Annotated in this window: 25 protein-coding genes; 13 read left to right on the forward strand and 12 right to left on the reverse strand. The window is 35.9% G+C overall.

Going from position 1 to position 23,238, the window contains the following annotated elements; all coding sequences use genetic code 11:
• Positions 1 to 124: 124 nt before the first annotated feature.
• The 13 genes from MMF97_RS14615 (at position 125) to MMF97_RS04695 (ending at position 11,391) form a co-directional block, all read left to right on the forward strand.
• The gene (locus MMF97_RS14615) at positions 125 to 238 is read left to right on the forward strand and encodes a DUF6728 family protein (protein ID WP_317228597.1); all 114 of its coding nucleotides are present in this window, start codon (positions 125 to 127) and stop codon (positions 236 to 238) included.
• 11 nt (positions 239 to 249) lie between these two features.
• The gene (locus MMF97_RS04640; protein WP_243359916.1) at positions 250 to 630 is read left to right on the forward strand and encodes a RidA family protein; all 381 of its coding nucleotides are present in this window, start codon (positions 250 to 252) and stop codon (positions 628 to 630) included.
• Positions 631 to 632: 2 nt separating this feature from the next.
• The gene (locus MMF97_RS04645) at positions 633 to 1,538 is read left to right on the forward strand and encodes an EamA family transporter (RefSeq protein WP_243359924.1); all 906 of its coding nucleotides are present in this window, start codon (positions 633 to 635) and stop codon (positions 1,536 to 1,538) included.
• Positions 1,539 to 1,544: 6 nt separating this feature from the next.
• Positions 1,545 to 3,650: an ATP-dependent DNA helicase RecG gene (recG, locus tag MMF97_RS04650; protein WP_243359926.1), complete on the forward strand. Its 2,106-nt coding sequence runs from the start codon at positions 1,545 to 1,547 to the stop codon at positions 3,648 to 3,650.
• A gap of 61 nt (positions 3,651 to 3,711) precedes the next feature.
• A complete protein-coding gene (locus tag MMF97_RS04655) occupies positions 3,712 to 4,245 on the forward strand; it encodes an ORF6N domain-containing protein (RefSeq protein WP_243359928.1) in 534 nt (177 codons plus the stop codon).
• A gap of 121 nt (positions 4,246 to 4,366) precedes the next feature.
• The gene (rplM, locus tag MMF97_RS04660; RefSeq protein ID WP_243359937.1) at positions 4,367 to 4,810 is read left to right on the forward strand and encodes a 50S ribosomal protein L13; all 444 of its coding nucleotides are present in this window, start codon (positions 4,367 to 4,369) and stop codon (positions 4,808 to 4,810) included.
• A gap of 16 nt (positions 4,811 to 4,826) precedes the next feature.
• Positions 4,827 to 5,213 (forward strand): 30S ribosomal protein S9, encoded by a 387-nt coding sequence (rpsI, locus tag MMF97_RS04665; RefSeq protein ID WP_243359958.1) that lies wholly within the window; start codon positions 4,827 to 4,829, stop codon positions 5,211 to 5,213.
• 18 nt (positions 5,214 to 5,231) lie between these two features.
• Entirely contained in the window at positions 5,232 to 6,056 is an 825-nt protein-coding gene (rpsB, locus tag MMF97_RS04670; protein ID WP_243359960.1) for a 30S ribosomal protein S2, read from the forward strand.
• A gap of 113 nt (positions 6,057 to 6,169) precedes the next feature.
• Positions 6,170 to 7,009, forward strand: a complete 840-nt coding sequence (gene tsf / locus MMF97_RS04675; RefSeq protein ID WP_243359963.1) for a translation elongation factor Ts — start codon at positions 6,170 to 6,172, stop codon at positions 7,007 to 7,009.
• Between the two features lie 104 nt (positions 7,010 to 7,113).
• Positions 7,114 to 8,205, forward strand: coding sequence for an N-acetylglucosamine-6-phosphate deacetylase (gene nagA, locus MMF97_RS04680; RefSeq protein ID WP_243359973.1), 1,092 nt, complete (start codon positions 7,114 to 7,116; stop codon positions 8,203 to 8,205).
• 43 nt (positions 8,206 to 8,248) lie between these two features.
• Positions 8,249 to 8,956, forward strand: a complete 708-nt coding sequence (pyrH, locus tag MMF97_RS04685; RefSeq protein WP_243359984.1) for a UMP kinase — start codon at positions 8,249 to 8,251, stop codon at positions 8,954 to 8,956.
• A gap of 34 nt (positions 8,957 to 8,990) precedes the next feature.
• A complete protein-coding gene (frr, locus tag MMF97_RS04690) occupies positions 8,991 to 9,557 on the forward strand; it encodes a ribosome recycling factor (RefSeq protein WP_243359985.1) in 567 nt (188 codons plus the stop codon).
• Positions 9,558 to 9,645: 88 nt separating this feature from the next.
• A complete protein-coding gene (locus tag MMF97_RS04695; RefSeq protein WP_243359992.1) occupies positions 9,646 to 11,391 on the forward strand; it encodes an ABC transporter ATP-binding protein in 1,746 nt (581 codons plus the stop codon).
• Positions 11,392 to 11,443: 52 nt separating this feature from the next.
• Here MMF97_RS04695 and rfbA read toward each other — a convergent pair whose 3' ends face one another.
• The 12 genes from rfbA to MMF97_RS04755 form a co-directional block, all read right to left on the reverse strand.
• Positions 11,444 to 12,304: a glucose-1-phosphate thymidylyltransferase RfbA gene (rfbA, locus tag MMF97_RS04700; RefSeq protein WP_243360000.1), complete on the reverse strand. Its 861-nt coding sequence runs from the start codon at positions 12,302 to 12,304 to the stop codon at positions 11,444 to 11,446.
• A gap of 22 nt (positions 12,305 to 12,326) precedes the next feature.
• Positions 12,327 to 13,190: a dTDP-4-dehydrorhamnose reductase gene (gene rfbD, locus MMF97_RS04705; RefSeq protein ID WP_243360002.1), complete on the reverse strand. Its 864-nt coding sequence runs from the start codon at positions 13,188 to 13,190 to the stop codon at positions 12,327 to 12,329.
• 16 nt (positions 13,191 to 13,206) lie between these two features.
• Positions 13,207 to 14,259 carry a dTDP-glucose 4,6-dehydratase gene (gene rfbB, locus MMF97_RS04710; RefSeq protein WP_243360005.1) on the reverse strand — a complete coding sequence of 351 codons (1,053 nt, stop codon included), beginning with the start codon at positions 14,257 to 14,259 and terminating at the stop codon, positions 13,207 to 13,209.
• A gap of 65 nt (positions 14,260 to 14,324) precedes the next feature.
• Complete coding sequence (locus MMF97_RS04715) at positions 14,325 to 14,891, reverse strand: DUF3109 family protein (RefSeq protein WP_243361170.1); 567 nt, start codon at positions 14,889 to 14,891, stop codon at positions 14,325 to 14,327.
• On the reverse strand, positions 14,891 to 15,661 hold the full coding sequence (locus MMF97_RS04720) for a DUF3108 domain-containing protein (RefSeq protein ID WP_243360006.1): 771 nt from the start codon (positions 15,659 to 15,661) through the stop codon (positions 14,891 to 14,893). Before MMF97_RS04720 ends, MMF97_RS04715 begins: the two co-directional genes overlap by 1 nt.
• Before the next feature lie 36 nt (positions 15,662 to 15,697).
• Complete coding sequence (locus MMF97_RS04725) at positions 15,698 to 16,213, reverse strand: DUF2480 family protein (protein WP_243360008.1); 516 nt, start codon at positions 16,211 to 16,213, stop codon at positions 15,698 to 15,700.
• Positions 16,214 to 16,280: 67 nt separating this feature from the next.
• The gene (locus tag MMF97_RS04730; RefSeq protein ID WP_243360016.1) at positions 16,281 to 18,374 is read right to left on the reverse strand and encodes a peptidylprolyl isomerase; all 2,094 of its coding nucleotides are present in this window, start codon (positions 18,372 to 18,374) and stop codon (positions 16,281 to 16,283) included.
• A 126-nt stretch (positions 18,375 to 18,500) separates the two neighbouring features.
• Complete coding sequence (locus MMF97_RS04735) at positions 18,501 to 19,070, reverse strand: LptA/OstA family protein (RefSeq protein WP_243360018.1); 570 nt, start codon at positions 19,068 to 19,070, stop codon at positions 18,501 to 18,503.
• Between the two features lie 12 nt (positions 19,071 to 19,082).
• Positions 19,083 to 20,375, reverse strand: a complete 1,293-nt coding sequence (locus MMF97_RS04740) for a hypothetical protein (protein WP_243360027.1) — start codon at positions 20,373 to 20,375, stop codon at positions 19,083 to 19,085.
• 1 nt (position 20,376) lies between these two features.
• Positions 20,377 to 21,114, reverse strand: coding sequence for a type III pantothenate kinase (locus MMF97_RS04745; RefSeq protein WP_243360035.1), 738 nt, complete (start codon positions 21,112 to 21,114; stop codon positions 20,377 to 20,379).
• 116 nt (positions 21,115 to 21,230) lie between these two features.
• Positions 21,231 to 22,208: a DUF6427 family protein gene (locus tag MMF97_RS04750; protein ID WP_243360036.1), complete on the reverse strand. Its 978-nt coding sequence runs from the start codon at positions 22,206 to 22,208 to the stop codon at positions 21,231 to 21,233.
• A gap of 30 nt (positions 22,209 to 22,238) precedes the next feature.
• The gene (locus MMF97_RS04755; protein WP_243360038.1) at positions 22,239 to 23,225 is read right to left on the reverse strand and encodes a glycosyltransferase family protein; all 987 of its coding nucleotides are present in this window, start codon (positions 23,223 to 23,225) and stop codon (positions 22,239 to 22,241) included.
• Positions 23,226 to 23,238: the final 13 nt, after the last annotated feature.

Here is a 23,238-nt window from a genome sequence, read left to right on the forward strand (position 1 = left end):
ATTTATGATCTCGTTCGGGAAACCGGACGAGATTTTTTGTGTTTATACAGGTGCTCATATAAAGATTACATAGAAAAGAGTATGAATTTTAAACTTTTGTTAGCTTTGTGTATTCATATTTGACATGGAAAATAAACAACAGAAAGAGTCGAACTTTAATCTAAAGGTTATGCGTTGGATTAATATTATTGCTATAACCATGTTTGTATTGGGCATTCTTTATAAAATATTCTTTTAATTATTAACGTGATGAAAAAAGTCATTAATACCACCAATGCTCCGGCTCCGATTGGACCATATAACCAGGCCGTAATTGCCAATGGGTTTTTATTTGCTTCGGGCCAGATTGCAATTAACCCTGAAAACGGCGAATTAAATATAAGTTCTGTAAAAGAAGAAACGCATCAGGTAATGCGCAATGTAAAAGCTGTATTGGTAGAAGCAGGTTACCAATTAACAGATGTGGTAAAAACAACCATATTCTTATCAGATATGTCTTTGTTTGCAGAAGTTAATGAGGTTTACGGTTCTTATTTCAAAAGCGATTTTCCGGCAAGAGAAACCGTGGCTGTAAAAGGATTGCCCAAAGGTGTTAATGTTGAGATTTCTGTAACTGCGTATAAAGGATAAAGTTGACCAATAATAAATCAAAATACTTGTTGTCGGCTTTTGGGTCAACAGCAATATGGGGCTTCTTTGCTATTCCGTTAAGAAATCTAAGAGCTTACCCAGCCAATCAGATTTTATATTTTCGCATTTTTGCTTCTTTGCTGGTTATATGGGCGGTTATTTTTTTATTCCGCAAGGCAGAGCTTAAAAAAGATATTGCATATTTCAAATCGGTAGACCGTAAAACCAAGCGAGTTATTCTTACACAGATTATCGGTTCAACCTTATTGCTTACAGCAAACTGGTACACTTTTATTTTTGCAATCAATAATATTAGTATCAAATCGGGTGCATTTGCCTATATGGTATGCCCTTTAATTACTGCTTTTGGTGGCTATCTTATTTTAAAAGAGCATCTTTCAAAATTGCAGATGATAGCTTTGGCTATTGCAACAACCAGTATTTTAATGCTGGCCACAGGTTCTTTTTTAGAAGTAACATGGTCGGTTATTGTTGCGGCACTTTATGCGTTTTATCTAATTTTACAGCGTAAGATGCAAAGCCTGGATAAGCTTAATGTCTTGGCATTTCAGATCTTAATTGCTGTCTTGCTGATGATACCTTTATTTTTTTATCAGCATACCCAAGTGCCTGCAGAAACAAGTTTTTGGCTAAATATATTCCTCATTGCGATTGTTTTTACCATTATTCCTTTGTTTTTAAGCTTATTTGCACTGGTAGGAATCCCTTCTTCAACGCTGGGTATTATTATTTATATTAATCCTATCATTGCTTTTGCAGTAGCCATCTTATATTTTAATGAGCATATAGGTGCCCATCAGATTACGGCATATTTATTATTGCTTTTTGCCGTTTTTCTCTTTAATTGGAAGTTGATAAAAGATATCCTTACTTTTAAAATAAAATAGAAAGTATTGTTTGCTAATAATTTAGATACACTTTTAGTTTATTTAAAAGGCGTTGGCCCTAAGCGTGCTGAGCTTTTACAAAAAGAGCTGGGGGTATCTACTTATGCACAACTTTTAGAGCATTTTCCTTTCAGGTACATAGACAGAACCCGTTTCTATAAAATTAATCAGCTAAATCCTGATTTGCCTTTGGTACAGGTAATAGGTAAGATCATCGGTAAAGAAACAGTTGGTGATAAACAGAAAAAAAGAATTGTAGCCAAATTTGCAGATGATACAGGAGTAATGGAACTGGTATGGTTTCAAAGCTTAAAATGGGTTGATGAACATATTGTAAAAGGAGGTGCTTACATTGCTTTTGGAAAACCGGTTTTGTTTAACGGAACATTCAGTATTTCGCATCCCGAGTTAGAAAACTATCCCCGACAACAAGGACTTACCGGAAATTTAACACTGCAGCCTATTTATAATTCTACCGAAAAGCTGAAGAAAAGTTTTTTGGATAGCAAAGGCATACAAAAGCTGATACAGCTTATTTTAGAACTGCATATAAATGAAATCAGGGAAACTCTGCCAGGTTATGTGTTGGAAAAATACAGACTAATATCACGTAAAGATGCCTATCGGCATATTCATTTCCCTGCGAGTGCAGCTATGTTGCAGCAAGCGCAGAGACGTTTAAAATTTGAAGAACTTTTCTTTATACAATTACAGCTACTGTATAACAAACAAATCAATAGTTTAAAATTTAAAGGAGCTGTTTTTAACAATGTAGGCAAAAAAGTAAACAAGTTTTATAATGAAATCTTGCCATTTGATCTAACCAACGCGCAAAAACGGGTAATTAAAGAAATCAGGATAGATACGCAGAGAGGTGCGCAAATGAACAGGTTGGTACAGGGTGATGTAGGAAGTGGTAAAACGGTGGTGGCCTTAATGAGCATGTTGTTAGCCAATGACAATGGTTGCCAGGCTTGCATGATGGCACCTACAGAGATTTTGGCTAGGCAGCATTACCAATCTGTGGTAGATCTGGTTAAAGATGACCTGGTTAATGTGGCTATTTTAACCGGAAGTACTACAAAAAAACAACGCACTCTGATTCATCAACAATTAGAAAAAGGTGAAATAGATATCTTAATTGGTACACACGCCTTAATTGAAGATAAAGTTCAGTTTAAGAATTTAGGGTTGGTTGTAATTGATGAGCAGCACAGATTTGGGGTTGAGCAAAGGGCAAAGCTTTGGAGAAAGAATAATATCCCTCCTCATATATTGGTAATGACAGCTACTCCTATACCACGAACCTTAGCTATGACTTTATATGGTGATCTGGATGTATCAGTAATAGATGAATTACCTGCAGGAAGAAAGCCTATTGATACCCGACATTTTTATGAGAGCCAGCGCTTACGAATGTTTGGCTTTATGAAGCAGGAAATTGCCAAAGGACGACAGGTATATATCGTTTATCCTTTAATTAAGGAAAGTGAAAAACTGGATTTGTTACATCTCGAAGCAGGTATTGAGCAATTAAGCTACCAGTTTTCACAACCTGATTACCAGATCAGTATTGTGCATGGCAAAATGAGCAATACCGATAAGCAATTTGAAATGCAGCGTTTTATTGAAGGTAAAACACAAATTATGGTGGCTACTACGGTAATAGAGGTTGGTGTTAATGTGCCTAATGCATCTGTAATGGTGATTGAAAATGCAGAAAGATTTGGTTTATCTCAATTGCACCAGTTGCGAGGCAGGGTTGGGCGTGGTGCTGAACAATCATTTTGTATTCTAATGTCGGGCAATAAACTGAACCCTACTTCGAAGCAGCGATTGGAAACTATGGTTAGAACAAATAATGGTTTTGAGATTTCTGAAGTTGATTTGCAATTACGTGGCCCTGGTGATATTAGTGGAACCCAGCAAAGCGGTACTATAGAATTGAAAGTGGCAGACCTGGCTCATGACCAGGTTATTTTACAAGAAGCAAGAAACACGGTAATAGAGATCTTAAATGAAGATCAACTCTTAGATAAACCAGAGAATAACTTGCTAAAAAATTATCTCCATCGCAAAAATCAAGGTATTTCTTTTGATAAGATTTCCTGAGGTCATCTGCTGTTATTACTCGTTATAATTGTTTATCTTGAAGAATAAAGAATTATAATCCATGACAAATAAAAACGCTCTTTCCTCTTTTAATGATGAAGTTGTCATCAATAAGATTTATGAAATACGAAGGCAAAAAGTAATGCTCGATAGTGATTTGGCAGAACTTTATCAAGTTGAAACAAAACGGCTTAATGAACAAGTTCGCAGAAATCCAGATCGTTTTCCTGAAGACTTTATGTTTCAATTAACAGAAAACGAATGGAAAAACTTGAAGTCGCAAATTGCGACTTCAAGTTGGGGCGGAAGAAGAAAGCTTCCTTTCGTCTTTACCGAGCATGGTGTACTTATGTTATCAAGTGTGCTCAACAGCTCCCAAGCAATACAGGTAAACATACAAATTGTAAGAATATTTACAAGGCTAAGAAAACTACTTAACGAACATAGCGAACTGAAACTGGAAATTACCGATATTAAAAAGCATCTGCAAAATCACGATAAGAATATAGAACTGGTATTTACATATTTAGATGAGCTGACCGAAAAGAAAGCCGCCCCTAGAAGAAGAATAGGGTTCAAACCAGATAACTTATAGTCTCTCCATTTTGCCCAAAACTTTTTTACTTAACTGTTTTGTAATTCAATTAATTGCCGTATCTTTGCAGTCCCGTAAAAAGCGGGATTGTAAAAATTATTAACAAATTAAATAAAAGCAAGTGAATACGTTAAGTTACAAAACTGTCTCTGCGAATGCTAAAACTGTTAACAAACAGTGGGTTGTTATTGATGCAGAAGGAGAGATTTTGGGGCGCTTGTCTTCTAAAATCGCAATGATTATCAGAGGAAAAAACAAGCCAGAGTACACCCCACACGTAGACTGCGGAGATAACGTAATTGTTATTAATGCAGACAAGGTTAAATTAACTGGTAACAAGTTAGAAGAAAAAGAATACATTTCTTATACAGGTTATCCAGGTGGTCAAAGATTTATTTCTCCTAAGGAGTTATTGGCAAAGCATCCTACTCGTATCGTAGAAAAAGCTGTACGTGGTATGTTGCCTAAAACTAAGTTGGGTAAAAAATTATATACCAACCTTTATGTTTATGCTGGTTCTGAACATCCGCATGCGGCACAATCACCAAAAACCATTAAACTTTAATTAAAGGAGAAAAGAAATGTCAACTACAAATACTTCAGGAAGAAGAAAGACAGCAGTTGCCCGTATTTATTTAACAGACGGCAACGGTGCAATTACCGTAAACGGTAAAGACTATAAAGTATATTTTCCTACCTTGCCTTTACAATATATCGTAAACCAATCGTTTGAGGTTGCGGAGGTTGCTGGTAAATACGATGTTAAAGTAAATGTATCAGGTGGTGGTGTTAAAGGTCAGGCTGAGGCTGTTCGTTTAGCTATTGCTAAAGCTATTGTTGAACTTGATGCTGAGAAAAAATCTGCTTTACGTGCTAAAGGGTTAATGACCCGTGATATGCGTATGGTTGAGCGTAAAAAACCAGGACGTGCAAAAGCTCGTAAGAGATTCCAATTCAGTAAACGTTAATCTTAAGGAGACAAAACAATGGCAAGAACAACATATCAAGACTTATTGGATGCAGGTGTACACTTTGGTCACCTTACCCGCAAATGGAATCCAAAAATGGCTCCTTATATTTTCATGGAGCGTAATGGAATCCACATTATTGATTTAAATAAAACTTTAGCAAAAACAGAAGAAGCTGCTTCTGCAATAAAACAAATCGTAAAATCTGGTCGTAAGATTTTATTTGTTGCTACTAAAAAACAAGCAAAGGAAATTGTTGCTGATCAAGCAAAAAAAGTAAATATGCCTTTCGTAACCGAGCGTTGGTTAGGTGGTATGTTAACTAACTTTGCTACCGTACGTAAGTCAATCAAAAAGATGGCTAACATCGATAAAATGACTAAAGACGGTACTTATGCAATTCTTTCTAAAAAAGAGCGCTTAATGATCCAACGTGAGCGTATCAAATTAGAAAACCTTTTAGGAGGTATCGCTGATTTGAACCGTTTACCTGCGGCTATCTTCTTAATTGATGTTAAGAAAGAACATATCGCTGTAGCAGAAGCTTTGAAATTAAACATTCCTACTTTTGCAATGGTTGATACGAACTCTGATCCTTCAAACATCGATTTCCCTATCCCAGCTAATGATGATGCTACAAAATCAATTTCTTTGATTACTAGCGTAATTGTTAAAGCTATTGAGGAAGGTTTAGAAGAGCGTAAACGTGAGAAAGATGAAGAAGCTGAAAAAGAAGCTGTAGCTGCTAAAACTGCTGCTGATGCTCCAGAAGCTCCTGCAAAAAAAGGTAAAAAAGCTGCTGCAGAAGTAGAATCATCTACAGAAGATAGTAAAGAAGCTTAAAAAACCATTGCCTGCCAGTATGGTGGGAATTAAATAAGATAAGTTAAGCGGTAGGCGATTAGCGTTAAAGCGCCAAACGCCTGCCGCTTGTCATTTAAAAACAAAAAAATAAGATGTCAACAGTACAAATTTCTGCCGCAGATGTAAATAGATTACGTCAACAAACTGGTGCCGGCATGATGGATTGCAAAAAAGCATTAATGGAATCTAACGGTGATTTCGAAGCCGCAGTTGATTACTTACGTAAAAAAGGTGCTAAAGTTGCTGCTTCTCGTCAAGATAGAGATAACAACGAAGGTGTAGTAATTGCTAAAGCTACTGCAGATGGTAAACGTGGTGTAATTATCGAATTAAACTGCGAAACCGATTTCGTTGCTAAGAATACTGATTTCGTTGCTTTAGGTCAAAAATTTGCTGATTTAGCAATTGAAAAAAATCCTGCTACTTTAGCTGATTTATTAGCTTTAGAAATAGACGGACAAAAAGTTGAAGAATCAATCGTAGAAAATACAGGTAAAATCGGTGAAAAAATCGGTATTTCTAAGTATGAAGTAGTTAGCGGAGAAAAAGTAGTTGCTTATATCCACGGAAACTACCGTTTAGGGGTATTGGTAGCTTTAAATGAAGATGTAGCTGGTGCTGAAGAAGCTGGTAAAGATGTTGCAATGCAAATCGCTGCTATGAACCCGGTTGCTTTAGACAAAGCTGATGTTGATGCTTCTACTATCGAGCGTGAGTTAGAAATCGCTAAAGAGCAAATCCGTGCAGAAGGTAAACCAGAAGAAATGGTTGAGAAAATTGCTGCTGGTAAATTGAACAAATTTTATAAAGAAAACACTTTATTAAACCAAGAGTTTGTTAAAGATGGTTCGGTAGATGTTCGTAAATTCTTAGATAACACTTCTAAAGGATTAACAGTTACTGCTTTTAAACGTGTACAATTAGGCGCTTAATTAGCAATTACATAAATTTAAAAAGCTTCAGGTTTAACCTGAAGCTTTTTTTTTGCGAGATAAAAAGCCGTTATTCGTATCTTAATTTCTTTATCCTTATTGTCATGTTAAATGTAGAAAATCTGAACGTTCTTTACCATAACCAGATCAAACGTTTAGAAAGTTTCAGCTTTACTGAAGAAGCGGTTACCCATATTCAAGCGAATGATGATGTATTGCCGAATGGTGATTTATTGGTGCCTGGTTTTATTGATCTACAAATTTATGGAGCAGGTGGAGAACTATTTTCTGCTAACCCTACGCTTGAAAGCATTGGTTTTATAGAAAATCAACTCTTAAAAGAAGGAACAACAGGATTCTTGATTTGCTTGGCAACCAATACACCTGAAGTTTTTAATCGTTGTATTGAGGTTATAAAATCCCACAGAAAATATGCAAAAAACTGCTGGGGCTTACATCTTGAAGGGCCTTTTATCAACCCTAAAAAAAGAGGTGCTCATGTTTTAGAATACATCAGAAAAGCCTCTTTAGATGAAATTAAAGCTTTATTAGATTTTGCAGATGGAACGGTTAAAATGATTACGCTTGCGCCTGAATTGCAGGACGATGAAATCATTACTTACCTTATAGATCATAACATTATCGTTTCTTTAGGTCATAGTGATGCCACGTTTGAACAGGCAATGGCAGCATATAATAAGGGTGTACAAACTACCACCCACTTATTTAATGCCATGTCGCCAATTCTACACAGACAACCTGGTGTACCCACAGCCGCATTTAACCATCATAGCGCAATGGCAAGTATTATAGCAGACGGTATGCATGTAGATTTTGAAGTAGTGAAGATGGCACATAAGCAAATGAAAGAGCGTTTGTTTTTGATTACGGATGCGGTTACAGATTGTAATATGGGCCCTTATCAGCATAAAGCGGTAGACGGAAAATTTGTAATGCCTGACGGCACATTATCTGGTTCTTCTCTAACCATGTTACAGGCCGTAAAAAATTGTGTAGAGCACTGCAATATTGATTTGCCTACTGCAATTGCCATGGCCACGGTATATCCTTCAAAATTAGCGGCCGGTTTTAATAGAGGTGGTACTTTGGAAGTTGGTAACAAGAGTAACTTCTTGATCCTTGATGGTAATCTTGAACTAAAGAGCATATTTTTTAACGGAAAAGAAATAAAATAGAATAAGCCTGCCCAATTAGAAAAATCTTGTAATTTTGCGCTTTATGAAATATAAACGAATTCTACTTAAGCTTAGCGGCGAATCGTTAATGGGGGATAAGCAGTATGGTATTGATAACGAGCGTGTTAAGCAGTATGCCGAAGATATTAAGGCTGTACACAGTAAAGGAATGGAAATCGCCATTGTTATTGGAGGCGGAAACATTTTTAGAGGTCTGAGTGCCGAAAAGTCTGGTATGGACAGGGCGCAGGCCGATTATATGGGAATGCTTGCTACCGTAATCAATAGCATGGCTTTGCAAGATGCCTTAGAAAAAGTAGGATTAAAAACGCGTTTATTAACAGCTATAAAAATGGAACAGATCTGCGAGCCTTTTATTCGCAGACGTGCTGTACGTCACTTAGAAAAAGGTCGTATTGTAATATTTGGCGCAGGTACCGGTAATCCTTATTTTACAACAGATTCTGCGGCTGCTTTAAGGGCCATTGAAATTAAAGCAGATGTGGTATTAAAAGGCACAAGGGTAGATGGTATTTATACTGCCGACCCTGAAAAAGATCCTTTAGCCAAGAAATATGATGAAATTACATTTAAGGAAGTTTATGAAAAAGACCTGAATGTAATGGACATGACCGCCTTTACGCTTTGTGAGGAGAACGATCTGCCTATTATCGTATTTGACATGAATAAGACCGGTAATTTTATGAAAATTACCAATGGCGAAGAAATAGGTACATTAGTAAAAGGATAACGAATTTTATATTTTTGTATAAAGACAATAAGATATGAACGACCTCATAAAGAAACAATTAGCCGATGCTCAGGCAAATATGGATAAAGCTATTGCGCATTGTGAATCAGAGTTGACTAAGATCAGAGCTGGAAAAGCATCAGCAGGTATGCTTGATGGTATTATGGTAGATTACTACGGAAGTGCTACACCTTTGGCGCAGGTTGGAGGTATTAATACGCCAGATGCTCGTACTTTAATTATTCAACCTTGGGAAAAAAATATGCTAATACCTATTGAAAGAGCTATCATGGAAGCTAATATTGGTATTAATCCGCAAAATGACGGAAGCGTAATTCGATTGGTTGTACCTCCTTTAACTGAGGAACGCAGGAAAGAGCTGGTTAAAAAAGTAAAAGAAGAAGCAGAAAGAGGACGTATAACAGTACGTAACATCCGTAAAGATGCTAACGAGAAAATCAAAAAGTTAAAAACTTCAGATAATGTTTCTGACGATGAAATAAAAGTTGGCGAGGCAGAAGTGCAAAAAATAACCGACAATTATATTGTTAAGGTTGATAAACATGCCGAAGCCAAAGAAAAAGATATCATGACGATATAAGACTTATATCGGTAAAATGTAAACAAAAAGGGATTGTGGTTTTGCTACATTCCCTTTTTTTATTTTTGCATCCTAATTATTGAGAAAGATGAATTTATTGATACAATATCTTAAACCTTATAAATGGACAGTCATATTTGCGTTGTTCTTGGCAGCGTTAAACATAGGTTTTTCATTAATGGATCCTTATTTTACCGGTCGTATAGTTGATAATTTTATAGAGAAAAAAGACCATCTGCAAAGAACTGAATTTGTTTGGGGTGTGTTGGGCTTGGTAGGCTTGGCAGTAGGTGCAGCTATGGTATCGAGGATTGCTAAAAACTTTCAGGATTATTTCACCAATATCATTGTTCAGAAAGTAGGTGCAAGAATGTATGCTGATGGTTTGAAGCATTCATTAGAATTACCTTATCAGGTATTTGAAGATCAAAGAAGTGGAGAAACTTTGGGCATCTTACAAAAAGTGAGAACAGACTGTGAAAAATTTATTACTTCCTTTATCAGTATTTTGTTCGTAAGCTTAATAGGAATGGTGTTTGTAATCGTGTATTCCTTAAGTGTAAGCTATAAGGTTACCTTAATTTATGTTGCTTCCATTCCAATTATCGCATTTGTAAGCTGGTTCCTAAGCCGTAAGATTAAAGTTATACAACGTAAAATTGTAACCGAAACTACAGCGCTTGCCGGTTCTACAACAGAGTCGCTCCGAAACATTGAGCTGGTAAAAAGTTTGGGTTTGGCTAACCAAGAAATAGACAGATTAAATAAGACAACCTATAAAATATTAGGCCTTGAATTACGTAAGGTGAAATATGTACGAAGCATGAGTTTTGTACAAGGTACTACGGTTAATTTAGTACGCAGTACTATGGTTGTGGTGTTGCTGATCCTTATTTTTGATAATGCCATATCGCCGGGCCAGTATTTCTCTTTCTTGTTTTATTCTTTCTTCTTGTTCGGACCTTTACAGGAACTGGGTAATGTAATCTTAACCTGGCGTGAAGCAGAAGTATCTTTAAATCGTTTTAAAGATATTTTGAATACGCCTGTTGATCAAAAACCTCAAAATCCGGTTACCTTGGATAAAGTACGGAAATTAACTTTTGATCAGGTTAGCTTTAAACACCTTACCGGAAAGAGTAATGCACTAAACCATATTAATTTTAGCGTAAACAGTGGCGAAACCATTGCCTTTGTAGGCCCTTCGGGTTCAGGAAAAACCACATTGGTAAAACTTCTGGTAGGTTTATACCAGCCGGTTGAAGGCGAGGTTTTTTATAATGATATCTCAGGTAGCAAAATTAACTTGGACCAATTACGTGAGAAAATAGGTTTTGTTACACAAGATACCCAATTGTTTTCAGGGACAATCAGAGAAAATTTATTATTTGTAAAGCCTCATGCTACTGATGAAGAATGTTTAACGGTTTTACGTCAGGCGGCATGCCATACCTTATTGGCAAGAGCAGAAAAAGGTTTAGACAGTGTGATTGGCGAAGGAGGTGTTAAAGTTTCAGGAGGAGAGAAACAACGTTTATCCATTGCAAGAGCACTTTTACGTAATCCGGATATTTTGGTCTTTGATGAGGCAACTTCTTCACTTGATTCGATTACAGAAGAAGAGATTACGGCTACCATAAAAGATGTTTCGGTTTTAGAACAACATATTACCATTCTTATTGCTCATAGATTATCAACTATACGCCATGCAGATCGTATCTACGTGCTTGAGAAAGGCCGGATCATAGAGCAAGGTGCTCATGATGATTTATTAGCTGAGAAAGGCTTATATTATGCTATGTGGCGTCAACAAGTGGGAGAGAGAGCTGATTAAAAATGAAAAAAGAAGCTGTTAAATAAAAAGGGAGCTTTTTGCTCCCTTTTTATTATTTTATAATTCTTAAGAGATACTCGCCATATCCACTTTTAACCAAAGGTTCGGCTATGTTCCTTAATTGCTCAGCATTAATAAAATCCATACGGTAAGCTATTTCTTCTATACAGCCTATTTTAAGTCCCTGACGTTCTTCAATAATCTGAACGAATTGTCCGGCTTGCATAAGCGAAGCAAAAGTTCCTGTATCAAGCCAGGCTGTTCCTCTGCTCAGAATACCTACTTTCAACTTACCACGTTCAAGATAGGCCTTATTCACGTCTGTAATTTCATACTCTCCACGTTCAGAAGGTTTGATGTTTTTTGCAATTTCAACTACATCATTGTCGTAAAAGTATAGGCCTGGTACCGCGTAATCAGATTTAGGTTGTTTAGGCTTTTCTTCTATAGAAATCACCTGATGATTATTATCGAACTCCACAACGCCATATCTTTCAGGATCTGATACCTGATAAGCGAATACAATGCCTCCTTCAGGATCTGCACTATTCTGTAACAACTTAGCCATGCCATCACCATAAAAGATATTATCACCTAATATAAGTGCTACTTTATCTTTTCCTATAAATTCTTCACCAATAACAAAAGCCTGGGCTAATCCATTAGGTTCTGGTTGTACGGCATAGCTAAATTTACATCCCAATTGAGAACCATCTCCTAAAAGCTTTTCAAAATTAGGAAGATCATGTGGCGTAGAAATAATTAAAATCTCCTTAATACCTGCTAACATTAAAGTAGAAAGAGGATAATATATCATTGGCTTATCATAAACCGGCATCATTTGTTTACTGGTTGCCAGTGTTAAAGGATGTAAACGGGTTCCGCTTCCTCCGGCTAAGATTATTCCTTTCATATGTAAATTAGCTTAGTTTGCTTTAGTTATTATTGATTGCAGTTATACATTTTTCCAAACTGTTACGCCAGTATGGAATATCTATGTTAAAGGTACTTTTTATTTTATTTTTATCCATTACAGAAAAATGAGGACGTTTAGCTTTGGTTGGGTATGCGCTTGTAGGTATCGGATTTACTTTTACAGGTACTTTACTTATCTCGAATATAGCTTTGGCAAAATCGAACCATGAGGTTACACCTTCATTGCTGTAATGATAAATACCATATTCCTTGCTGTTTGAAGCAATAATATGGAAAATAACAGTAGCTAAATCGACGGCATAAGTAGGTGTTCCAACCTGATCAGCTATGATATTTAATTCATCTCTTTCTGTACCTAACTTGAGCATGGTCTTTGTAAAATTGTTACCATGTTCAGAATAAAGCCAACTTGTACGCAAAATGAAATATGCTTTTAAATTTTCCGTAATTCTTCTTTCACCATCTAATTTGGTGAGACCATAAACGTTAATTGGCTGGGAAGTGTCTTCTTCTGTAAGTAATTTTACGATGTTTCCTTCAAATACAAAATCAGTAGAAATATGAATAAGCACGGCATTAAACTCATTACAAAGCACAGCTAAATTCTTTGCGCCTGTTGCATTTACGGCTGTAGCCAGATCTTTTTCATCCTCAGCCTTATCAACAGCTGTATAAGCTGCGCAATTGATTACATAAGTGGGTTTTATCTCTGTAAACAACTCATGCAAGGAAGCCAGATCTAAAATGTTGGCAGCACCTTCTTCAGGAAAAATAATGTTCGTGATACGATTAGCCTTTGCAACATCTTTCAAGCAATGGCCTAATTGCCCACCAGCACCTATTACTAAAATTGTATTATCCATAAGTTTAATTCAGATTTTAGCGGCCGTTATATTGTTTATCGTAATAAGATTGATAATTGCCTGAGGTCACATTGTTTAACCACTCTTCATTAACCAGATACCAGTCAACGGTTTTTTCCAGACCTTCTTCAAATTGTAAGCTTGGTGTCCAGCCTAACTCTTTTTGGAGTTTAGTTGAGTCTATTGCATAACGCAGATCATGTCCGGCACGGTCGGTAACAAAGGTAATGAGTTTGGCAGATGTGCCTGCTTCTCTTCCCAGTTTATCATCCATTATTTTGCACAGCAAATGAATAAGATCAATGTTCTTCCATTCGTTATGTCCGCCAATATTATAGGTTTCTCCGGCTTTAGCCTGATGAAATATTACATCAATAGCTCTTGCATGATCTTCAACCCATAGCCAGTCTCTTACATTTTCTCCCTTGCCATATATAGGAACTGGTTTATTATTTTTAATGTTATTAATTGCTAAAGGAATTAATTTTTCTGGAAAATGATGAGATCCGTAATTATTAGAACAGTTAGAGATTACACAATCTATTCCATAAGTATCATGATAAGCTCTTACAAAATGGTCTGAACTTGCTTTTGAAGCCGAATAAGGACTATGCGGATCATAAGCGGTTGTTTCGGTAAACATACCCGTTTCGCCTAAAGCTCCATAAACTTCATCTGTACTGATATGATAAAATCTTTTATTACTATAATCGTCTTTCCAATATTCTCTTGCTGCATTTAACAGATTTACAGTCCCAATCACATTGGTCATTACAAATGCAGTAGGGTCTGTAATTGAGCGGTCAACATGACTCTCGGCAGCTAAATGGATAACTGCATCAAAATTTTCACGACCAAACAATTGATTAATAGCAGAGGCATCTGTAATATCAATTTTTACAAAACTGTAATTGGGTTTGTCTTCAATATCTGAAAGATTTGCCAGATTACCTGCATAGGTCAGCTTATCTAAATTTACAATATGATAGTCGGGATAATTATTTACAAAACGACGTACAACATGCGACCCGATAAAGCCTGCACCTCCGGTAATTAAGATCTTTTTCAATTTAATATTGTTTTTGTTTGTAACAAAAATATAAGAATCTGCTTAAGAATAAAATCTAAGGCTAATTAAGGTAGATTTTGTGCAACAACTTCTAATTCATTGTACCATTGTTCTCCATATTTTCTGATCAAAGGCTCTTTTAAAAATTCAAACACCTTTACATTAAGTTCACGGCCAAAACTGCAGGCATCATGACAGATATGCCAGCGATCATAATTAAGAGCATCAAACTCAGGATATTTTGTAATGCGTATTGGGTATAGATGGCACGAGATTGGTTTTTTCCAGTCTACCAAACCTTGCTCATAAGCCTTTTCAATAGCACATTTGGTTATTCCATTTTCAAAGGTTACATAAGCACATTCTTTATATCCGTCTACACAAGGAGTGGTAAGATCACCATCAGCATCAGTTACAGATGTACCAAACTGTTCAATGGCTTCAATGCCTTTTGGTGCTAAAAGGTGCTTTATTTTAGGGTATATTTCTTCTAATATCAGCTTTTCTTGGTGATCTAAAGGTGCACCTGAGTCGCCTTCTACACAACAAATACCTTTGCATTTGTTTAAATTACAAACAAATTCCTGTTTAAGTACATCTTCATGTACCAAGGTTCCGTCAACTTCAATCATCATTTTCCAATAGGGTATTTTAGGCCTTCAGCCGATTTAATTTCTAAGGTAACTGCTCCAACCAAGATCTCTACCTGAGCTTTTACGGGTACACGGTTATTATCATCCGTTATCCAAAGATACAGTTTACTATCTTTTTTAAAGATTCTCCCTGGTTTAATAGAAGGACTAAATTTCAGACATCTGATTTCGCCGAGCTTGGTTTTTATCACTTCCTTGCCTATGTATTCTATTTCCAAAGAAGAGATTTCTTCTCCTAAAAAATAGTTAAGCTTAAAAGTATCATTTATATTGAGTTTAGAAATGTCTAGGCTACGGGCAAAATAATAGGCAGAAACCAAATCGAATGTCTGTGTTGTAGGTGTAGCAAAAGTACCTCGGTTTGCCACTACTTTTTTTGCATCTTGGTAAAATCTTGCTTTATCCTGCCTGCGGTAACTGGCTTCCCGTATATTTTCCTGGTAGAAATAAGGTGTAAGATCTGTTTTATCGATGTAAGAGTCGTAATGATCCCTAATCTTGTAAAAGATATCAAAAGTTCCGGATGTTTGTGCATCAACAGATAGTCTGTATGTAGATTTATTGTCGAACTTCATATCTGATGGAAGCACTTTTAAAGTTGCTTCGGCAGCTGTAATAAAGCCATATTTTAGCTTATAAGTAAGTACTTCGCCCTCATTAAAGGCCGGATCTTTTTTTAACGGAAGCTCTTGTGCAAACCCTGCAAGGGTAATAAGACACAATAAAACAGATGAAACAATCTTTATCATATTACGTGACAAAACAAAAAGTAATCCAAAAAAGAATTAGTCTTTTCGTTTATATAGTGGTACGGTAGAGCAAGGTTCGCCATACATAATGCTTTTTACCACGGGTGTAAGCAGATTGGTAATCTCTACATAAGCAGAAACCGGCACATTTAAATCTGCACAGCCCTTTATAACCACCCGTTGGTCTTTATAAATGTTGAAATCTATATGGGCTAATGCTTTGGTAAACAGAATATTTTCTAAAGTTTCAAGATTGCCGAACACAACTTCGTTCGCATAGGGTTTCATTTTGTTTGCCAGTAGCATGTAGGCCCAGGTAGGTACAATAGCGTCTGTAGAACAAATGATAGCAATATTCTTTCCAGCATATTGAGACCAGTCATGGTCTTTTATAAATGCTCTAAAATCTTTTTCTTTTAAAATCAATCCATGAAAAAGATTGTCTTTTATATCATACACTAATCTTTCTCCTTTATCATAGTAATCTTCTAGATTAAAGGTGATTAAACCGCTGTTAGCTACTTTATTTATGAAGTTTTCCTGTATTTCCATAACTATCCTGATAATAAAAAACCGCCTTTAATTACTTAAAGACGGTTACAAATTTACGTAATAAAGATTAATAGAATTTCACTCTATTGTCTTTTATATCAGCTTTATCCTGTAATACCTGGAATGCGTTACCAAAAGCACGTTGTGCAATACTCGAAAGCATAGTTTGCTTTTGTTTATAAGTATTATCCAAAGGAGCCGGATTGGTAAATCCTGTTACAATAAATGCATATACTCCTTTTTCGCCATCTATAGCTTTAGAAAGTTTACCAGCCTGCGAACCGAACACAGCTCCTGTAAACTTATTTTCCTGAGCTAAGCCTGGTATAACCGGATTAGCAAAAACAAGATTCTCTACATCAACAGCACTTTTGCCTAATTTTTGAGCCACTCCATCTATGTTTGAAGCACCAGATAGTGCGGCATTCATTTTCTCAGTTAGTATTTGTGCTTTTTTAGCATTTAATACCATTGGTTCAATTTGCTTTTTAACATCTTCTAAGGCTAGTTGACCTTTTGGTTGTATAGCTGTAAGTTTAACAACTACATAGTCATTATCCATTGTATAAACCTGAGGTAATACCGTGCCTTTTTTCGCATCGTAAGCATCTCTGATGACCTGACGAGGATTGTCTAATCCAGGAGCATAGCCCTGAGTAGGTGTAATCCTGTCTGCAACGCCAACAGTGTATCCATTCTTTTGTGCTAAAGCATTAAAGTTGTCTGATTTAACTTCGTTTAAGAAAGCCAATGCTTTTTTGTAAGCTGCATCTCTTGTCTTCTGACTAGGAGCCAATGCTTTTTCTATGTAAGCCAGTTTAACCACTTTTGAAGCACCAATTTGCTTTTCAATTTTAATTACATGTACACCAAACTGAGATCTAACTACTTTAATATCTCCTGTTTTACCATCAAAAGCAGCATTTTCAAAAGCAGGTACCATTGCGCCACGAGCAAATGTACCTAGCTCTCCGCCATGTTCTTTAGAACCATCAACACTATAAGTTTTGGCAAGTTCAGCAAAACTAGAACCCTTTAATGCTAAGTTCTTTAATGAATCAGCAAGTTTCATGGCTTTCTCTTCGCCACCAACTTTTGAAGGATCAATTAAGATGTGGCTTGCTTTAACTGAATCTGGAGATACACGATTACCTATAACTTTAATCAGTTTGTAAGAATTGCCAGAAAATTTAGGGCCATAGAAACTGCCTGCCTGATAGTTGAAAATAACTGAATCAACAGCAGGGTCTAATTTTCCTTTAGTGATATAAGTGTACGGAACTTTTACATCAGAGTTATTTGCGGCAAATAGAGAATCGTTTGGTGTAGTTTGAAAATCAGCAGCCAATTTTTCTATTTGGGTTTTGATTAAGGCACTATCTGTTGCAGTTGGTTTAATACTAAAAGAAACGTATTCTAAAGATCTGGTTTCAGTAGGATTGAAGAAACGTTTTTTGTTTGCATCAAAATATGCCTGATAATCCGCATCAGTTAATTTAGCATCTTTATCTAAAACAGAGCTATAATCTAAGTTTACATATTTTAAGCTGGCTAATTTATTTCTGTTCACATATTCATCATTAGCTTCTAATGAAGTTACATAAACAGAGTTACTTACCAGATTATTGTATTTCTGTTGTAGAGCTTGTTTTTCAATTTCATTTTGCAACAGGTCCCACTGCATTTTTAAGTTAGGATCTTTTGACTGCGCTTTTAATGAATTGATAATAGCAGCATGATCGATTTGTCCGGTTTGCGGATTTCCGAAATATTGCATAATCAGCGGACTTGGTTTTTTACCCTGAATAAGGTCAAAAAGCTCATCGCCAGATACACTTAAGCCTACACGGCCATACTCTTTGTTTAATAAAACATTCGCAACCTCGTATTGCCAGGCCTGCTCAACAGCCATAGCTTGCATTTGAGGATTCATGGCACCATATTGCTGTTTAAATTGAGCGGTAGTTTGATCTACTTTGGTATTAAATGCCTCGTAGCTGATCTTTTCTCCATCAATACTGCCAACTTCGTTACGAGATGAACCAAAAATAGCTGAACCCTGTTGTAATAAAGGTTCCAAAACAAATAATGCTAATACTACTGCAATACCTCCAACCAAAAAATAGCCCATTTTGGTACGCATGAAAGTCATTAATCCCATATTATTCTATATTCTATTGTTTTTTACTTTTTTTAAGAGGGCGCAAGATACAAATTTGAAACTAATTAGAAAATATTAAATTTCAAGTTTTAGAACAGATAAACTACTCGCTTTAAAATACTTAAATTAAGGATTTGCGCCGTTTTTTAAATAAGCCTGTCCCGAGGGTTGTGATATGGTATAAGTGCTGAAATCCTGTGGAGCAGTAAACTGAGCACCACTTAGTATACTGCCATCTTTAAACCTTACCGTGCCACTGGGAGAGAAATAGGATTTTTTATTTTCATCCCAAGTCAATTCTTCGGTAGTAAAGGTGATACTTTCATTTACTACAGTAACATTCTTTTTAAAGATGGTAAGCCGTTCGCCTTCCTTATTGATAGCATAATCAGAAGTAATGCTTCCTTTGGATTGTTGGTTGTCATCTATGAAATCGATTTTTACGCCTTTTGGCATTTCATTATAAGGACTACCATTTGATGGGGTAACTTTATCGAGGATAGGAGCGTAACCTTTAGCTTTTACTTTTGCAGAATCACTGTAAATCAATTCTACACCTAAAGTTCTGTCTTTTGTAAGACTAATCTTGGTATTAGATATTGAGCTGGCTTTTTTAAGGTCATCATCATTGCAGGCTGTTAATAATAGGGCCAACATACCTGCAATCCATAAATATTTCAAATAATCACCAGTCATTAATTTTCACAATTAGTCGAACTTAAAGCGTTGGAACCATCTGTCGTTTAACATAAAGCCTAAACGGAAATTAATGTAGTTCTCTTTAACCAATCCATTGGTTAATGAACCTCTTTTTCCTATTTCAGTACCAAAATTCATTTTGTAAAATGAAGAACGGCCATAAGAAGACGACAAAGGTAAACCTAAGCCCACTGTAATGGCCATTTGCTTAACATCGGTATTGTTGATTTGAACGTATGTTTTATCGTATGAAAATCCTAAGCGATAATCAACACGTTTAAAGTAGCCGTTGATTGCAGATACATCAGGTGTGAATTGTCCACCTACTGATACGCCATAAGTATCTGTAAGATTTTGATTGGTTCCGTCTAATCTGAAATCAGACCATTTACCTATACGATAATCTGCTCCAAATAACCATTTGTTTTCTTTGTAAATACTGAAACCAATATTGTGTAAAAGAGGTAGTTTCATATTAGAACTATTGTTTACCACATGATCTAATGTATCTAATGCACTTAACTCTTCGCCTACACTGTTTTTTAAATAAATGGTGTTAACAATGCTCGTTTTTGATTTTAAGCTGGATGGTGCCGAACCTGAATATCCAATAATTAATGAAGTTTTGTTGTTCAGTTTAAAGTCAAACTGTGCTCCATAACTATAAGTTAAGCCACCAATATTATTTTTATGCTGAGATCTTGAATTGAATGATCCGGCATCAGCATTTTCTGTTGAAGTGCTTTGTATCAGGTTGCCAAATAAATATTCTGCATTAGCCCCAATTCTAAAGTGATCTCCAAACTGAATACCATAACCTAAATATGCTTTAGACAAACCTCCTTCGCCAGCATAAATGTGATCAAATGATCTTCCGCCAATATTTACTGTGTTTTTAAAGTTATAACCAAGTTCTGAATAGGGTAAAAGGCCAAAACTTAAAGAAGATTTAGAAGTTACCGGGAATGCCATGGCTACATGGCTTAATGTAGAATTGAAGCTGCGCTCTGATAAGCTATTGCTCTTAAGGGTAGTAATATCGCCACTTAGGCCAATATCTAATGTAGTTAAACCAATACCTGCGTAAGAAGCCGGATTTCCGGTATTAATATTACTGATGTAGCTACTTCTGAATACGCCCGCAGAAATACCGCCCATTGAACGCTGTTGTGGCAGAGTTGTGCCATTTAAATTTCCTACACCAAATTTTGAATAAGGAGATTGTACAGTGATTTGTGCCAAGGCATTAGAACCCATTAAAAGCAATAATGCAAGCTTGATGTATTTTAGTTTATAACTCATTCTATAGTGTAATAACTTCGTTCAGTCCTTTAAGAACCCAATGGGGTTCTTGTATTATTTGGGGGGCAAATATGCTATTTTTTAACTGTTTAGTCAAAAAAACTGCATCACCACCGGTTAAAATTATCTTTAAATCAGGGTATTTATCATTATAATTGGTTATAAAACCAATAATCTCATTTACAGCGCCTTGTAATACTCCGTTTCTTATCGCATTAATTGTGTTATTGCCTTCAGGTATCATATCATCGTTTCCGTTCCATGTTATTAAAGGTAAACGACCGGTATAATGGTTTAAAGCCTTAAAACGCATATTGATCCCAAGACTAATGCTTCCTCCAAAGTATTCAGAGTCTTTGTTTAACAGGTCGTAAGTAATACATGTCCCTGCATCAATCATCAGGCAATTTGTTTTTGGCAAGAGCTGACTCGCTGCAATAACCTTAGCCCATCTGTCGAGACCTAAGGTCTGTCCAGATTGATAATAACTGTGAATATTGCCTTTAACAGAGGTGGTAAATTCTATATAATTTACTTTGTCCTGTAATAAATCAGCAACCTGAGTTATATCATTATTAACGCTTGAAACCGTAGCATTTGTTATTTCGTATTCTTTAATGAGTTGTAGCAATAACAAATCATCCAGTTGTTCTGATCTTTGATAAAAAACCATATTCTTTTTATCAAAAACGGCAATTTTAGTATAAGAATTGCCTATGTCAATTACCAGATTATGCATTAAGCATCTGTCTTATTAAATATTAAAAATCGAAATAATAAAGGCTAGAAACCTATTTTACTGCACAAAGCTATTAATCTTTGCTTAGTTTCAAGCTATCAATTTGTTAAAAAAGGTTAAACAAACAAAAAGTATTGGATGCAGATAATGAGTATAGCAAAGAGGCTTTCATAAATCCATCTTCTTTGTGCGCTAACGAAATAATAAGCAATGAGAACCGATCCTGTAGGTACACAAAGAATAAAATGACTGACAGTAACACCAGGTTTGGTATAAAAACTTATCAGGCTAACTAAAAACATGAAGAAGAGCATTTGAAAGGCTTTTCTTGTGCTGATAAAACTTCTGAAAAAATTTTCTCTGAGCTGCAGAGCAGCCATAATGATGATGATACTTACTGGAATTAATACCAGATAATCTTTATAATTGATTTGGAGAGAAGTAGGGAACTTATTGGTTAATGGCTGCCATATGGCTAAAAATCTATTGAGGCTGTCATTTAAATAATAAAAAACTGCGATGAAAAAGAAAATGGTAAGAAAGCCAATGATTCCGGATAACCATTCGCGCCAATTAAAAGGTCTGTACAATAACAGGCTTAACCAAAGCATGGCAAACAACACAATGAAAGGAAAATAAATTAGGGTACCAATAGCGATGATCATACCTACATCGAACATCAATCCCATTGCACTTGGCATCTTAGCCAGCTTTAAAAACTTATCAATAACTAAGAGAACCAGAAAATTACAGATAAGTGGCGGACTTAATACTAGAAACTGCAAGAATAAGCTTGATCCTGTAATATATATCAATGCCGGTATATAGGTAGGTTTAGGCATTAACGCATGATTGTTAATGATTCTGTTGAACCATAATGCCTGTATAAATACAATTATTGCAGCAAGCATAATGTTTACCAAAGGAGAAAAACTGCTTTCCGGTAATTTTAAAAAGAACTGAGTGTAGGGTTCTAAAAAATCAAAAGTTAGGGTTTCTGGCAGATCTAAGAAAATAGCAATACGCATGAACAGCGTATAAACTGCCAAAAACAATATATTAATAGGATTTAAATTTCTGAACTGATTAATCATGCCTGTTATACAAAGGCAAAGTAAATAAATTTATCTGGCAAATGTATTTACTGTGTGCTGAATTATCTGTGCAGTTTCATCCGGAAAATAGAATTGGTGATACTGAGGTTCTGTAACAAACTTTTGCAAAACCGGTAACCAATTGTGGTTACTACCCCATATTACAGGTATTCCGAGTTGTTTAAGTGCATACGCATTACATTGCTGCTCATACTGAAAACGCATAGGTGCAACTAATAATTTTTTACCTAGAAATAAAGCTTCAGAAGGGCCTTCAAAACCTCCGCCCGTAAATACGCCTTCACAACTTGCCATACTGAGGTTAAACTTTTCATTATTTACCGGTTCAACTATTACATTGGCATCAGTATAAGAAGTTTTGGTGTGTTTTGAAAAAACCTGCCAGTTAACCTGTGGTATCTGCTTTAATAATTTAACTAGGTTTTTATCATCTATGGCTGGCAGATAAACGGTATAATGACCCATATTTGAAGGCTTAAGATTTCTTATTTCACTTCTGATGACAGGAGTATAAATAAAATCGTCATAACGCTCAAAATGAAAACCAATATGATGGGTAGTAGGCGCGTACCTACTTAAAATAATCTTTCCCCAGTCAATAGTTTTAGGTCTTGGAACCTTTCTGGACTTAAATGCAGCCTGATGACTTAGTGAAACACTTTCAATTCCCTGTAATTTACAAGCCCATGCTGTTACAGGTTCAAAATCATTTATGATGAGATTGTAGTCTTTTAGAGGAATGGATTTCATGTCTTTTCTGAACTGGAAAAGATCCATGTTTTTCCATGTTTGATAATGGTTCACGCCACCTTTTTTCCCGAAAATAAAACTAAAACCATGTAATTTGTACTTTACTTCCTGTGTTAGCTGTACATCGGCTTGTGTTCCTGAGATCAGAATATCTAATTCGCCATGTTGCTGTAATAGAGGAACAATTTCACGAGCTCTGCTAATGTGCCCATTTCCGGTGCCTTGTATGGCATAAAGTATCTTCATCGAGCCCTAATAT

This window comes from Pedobacter montanisoli (genome assembly GCF_022809115.1).
In the GTDB taxonomy this organism is placed as follows: domain Bacteria; phylum Bacteroidota; class Bacteroidia; order Sphingobacteriales; family Sphingobacteriaceae; genus Pedobacter; species Pedobacter montanisoli.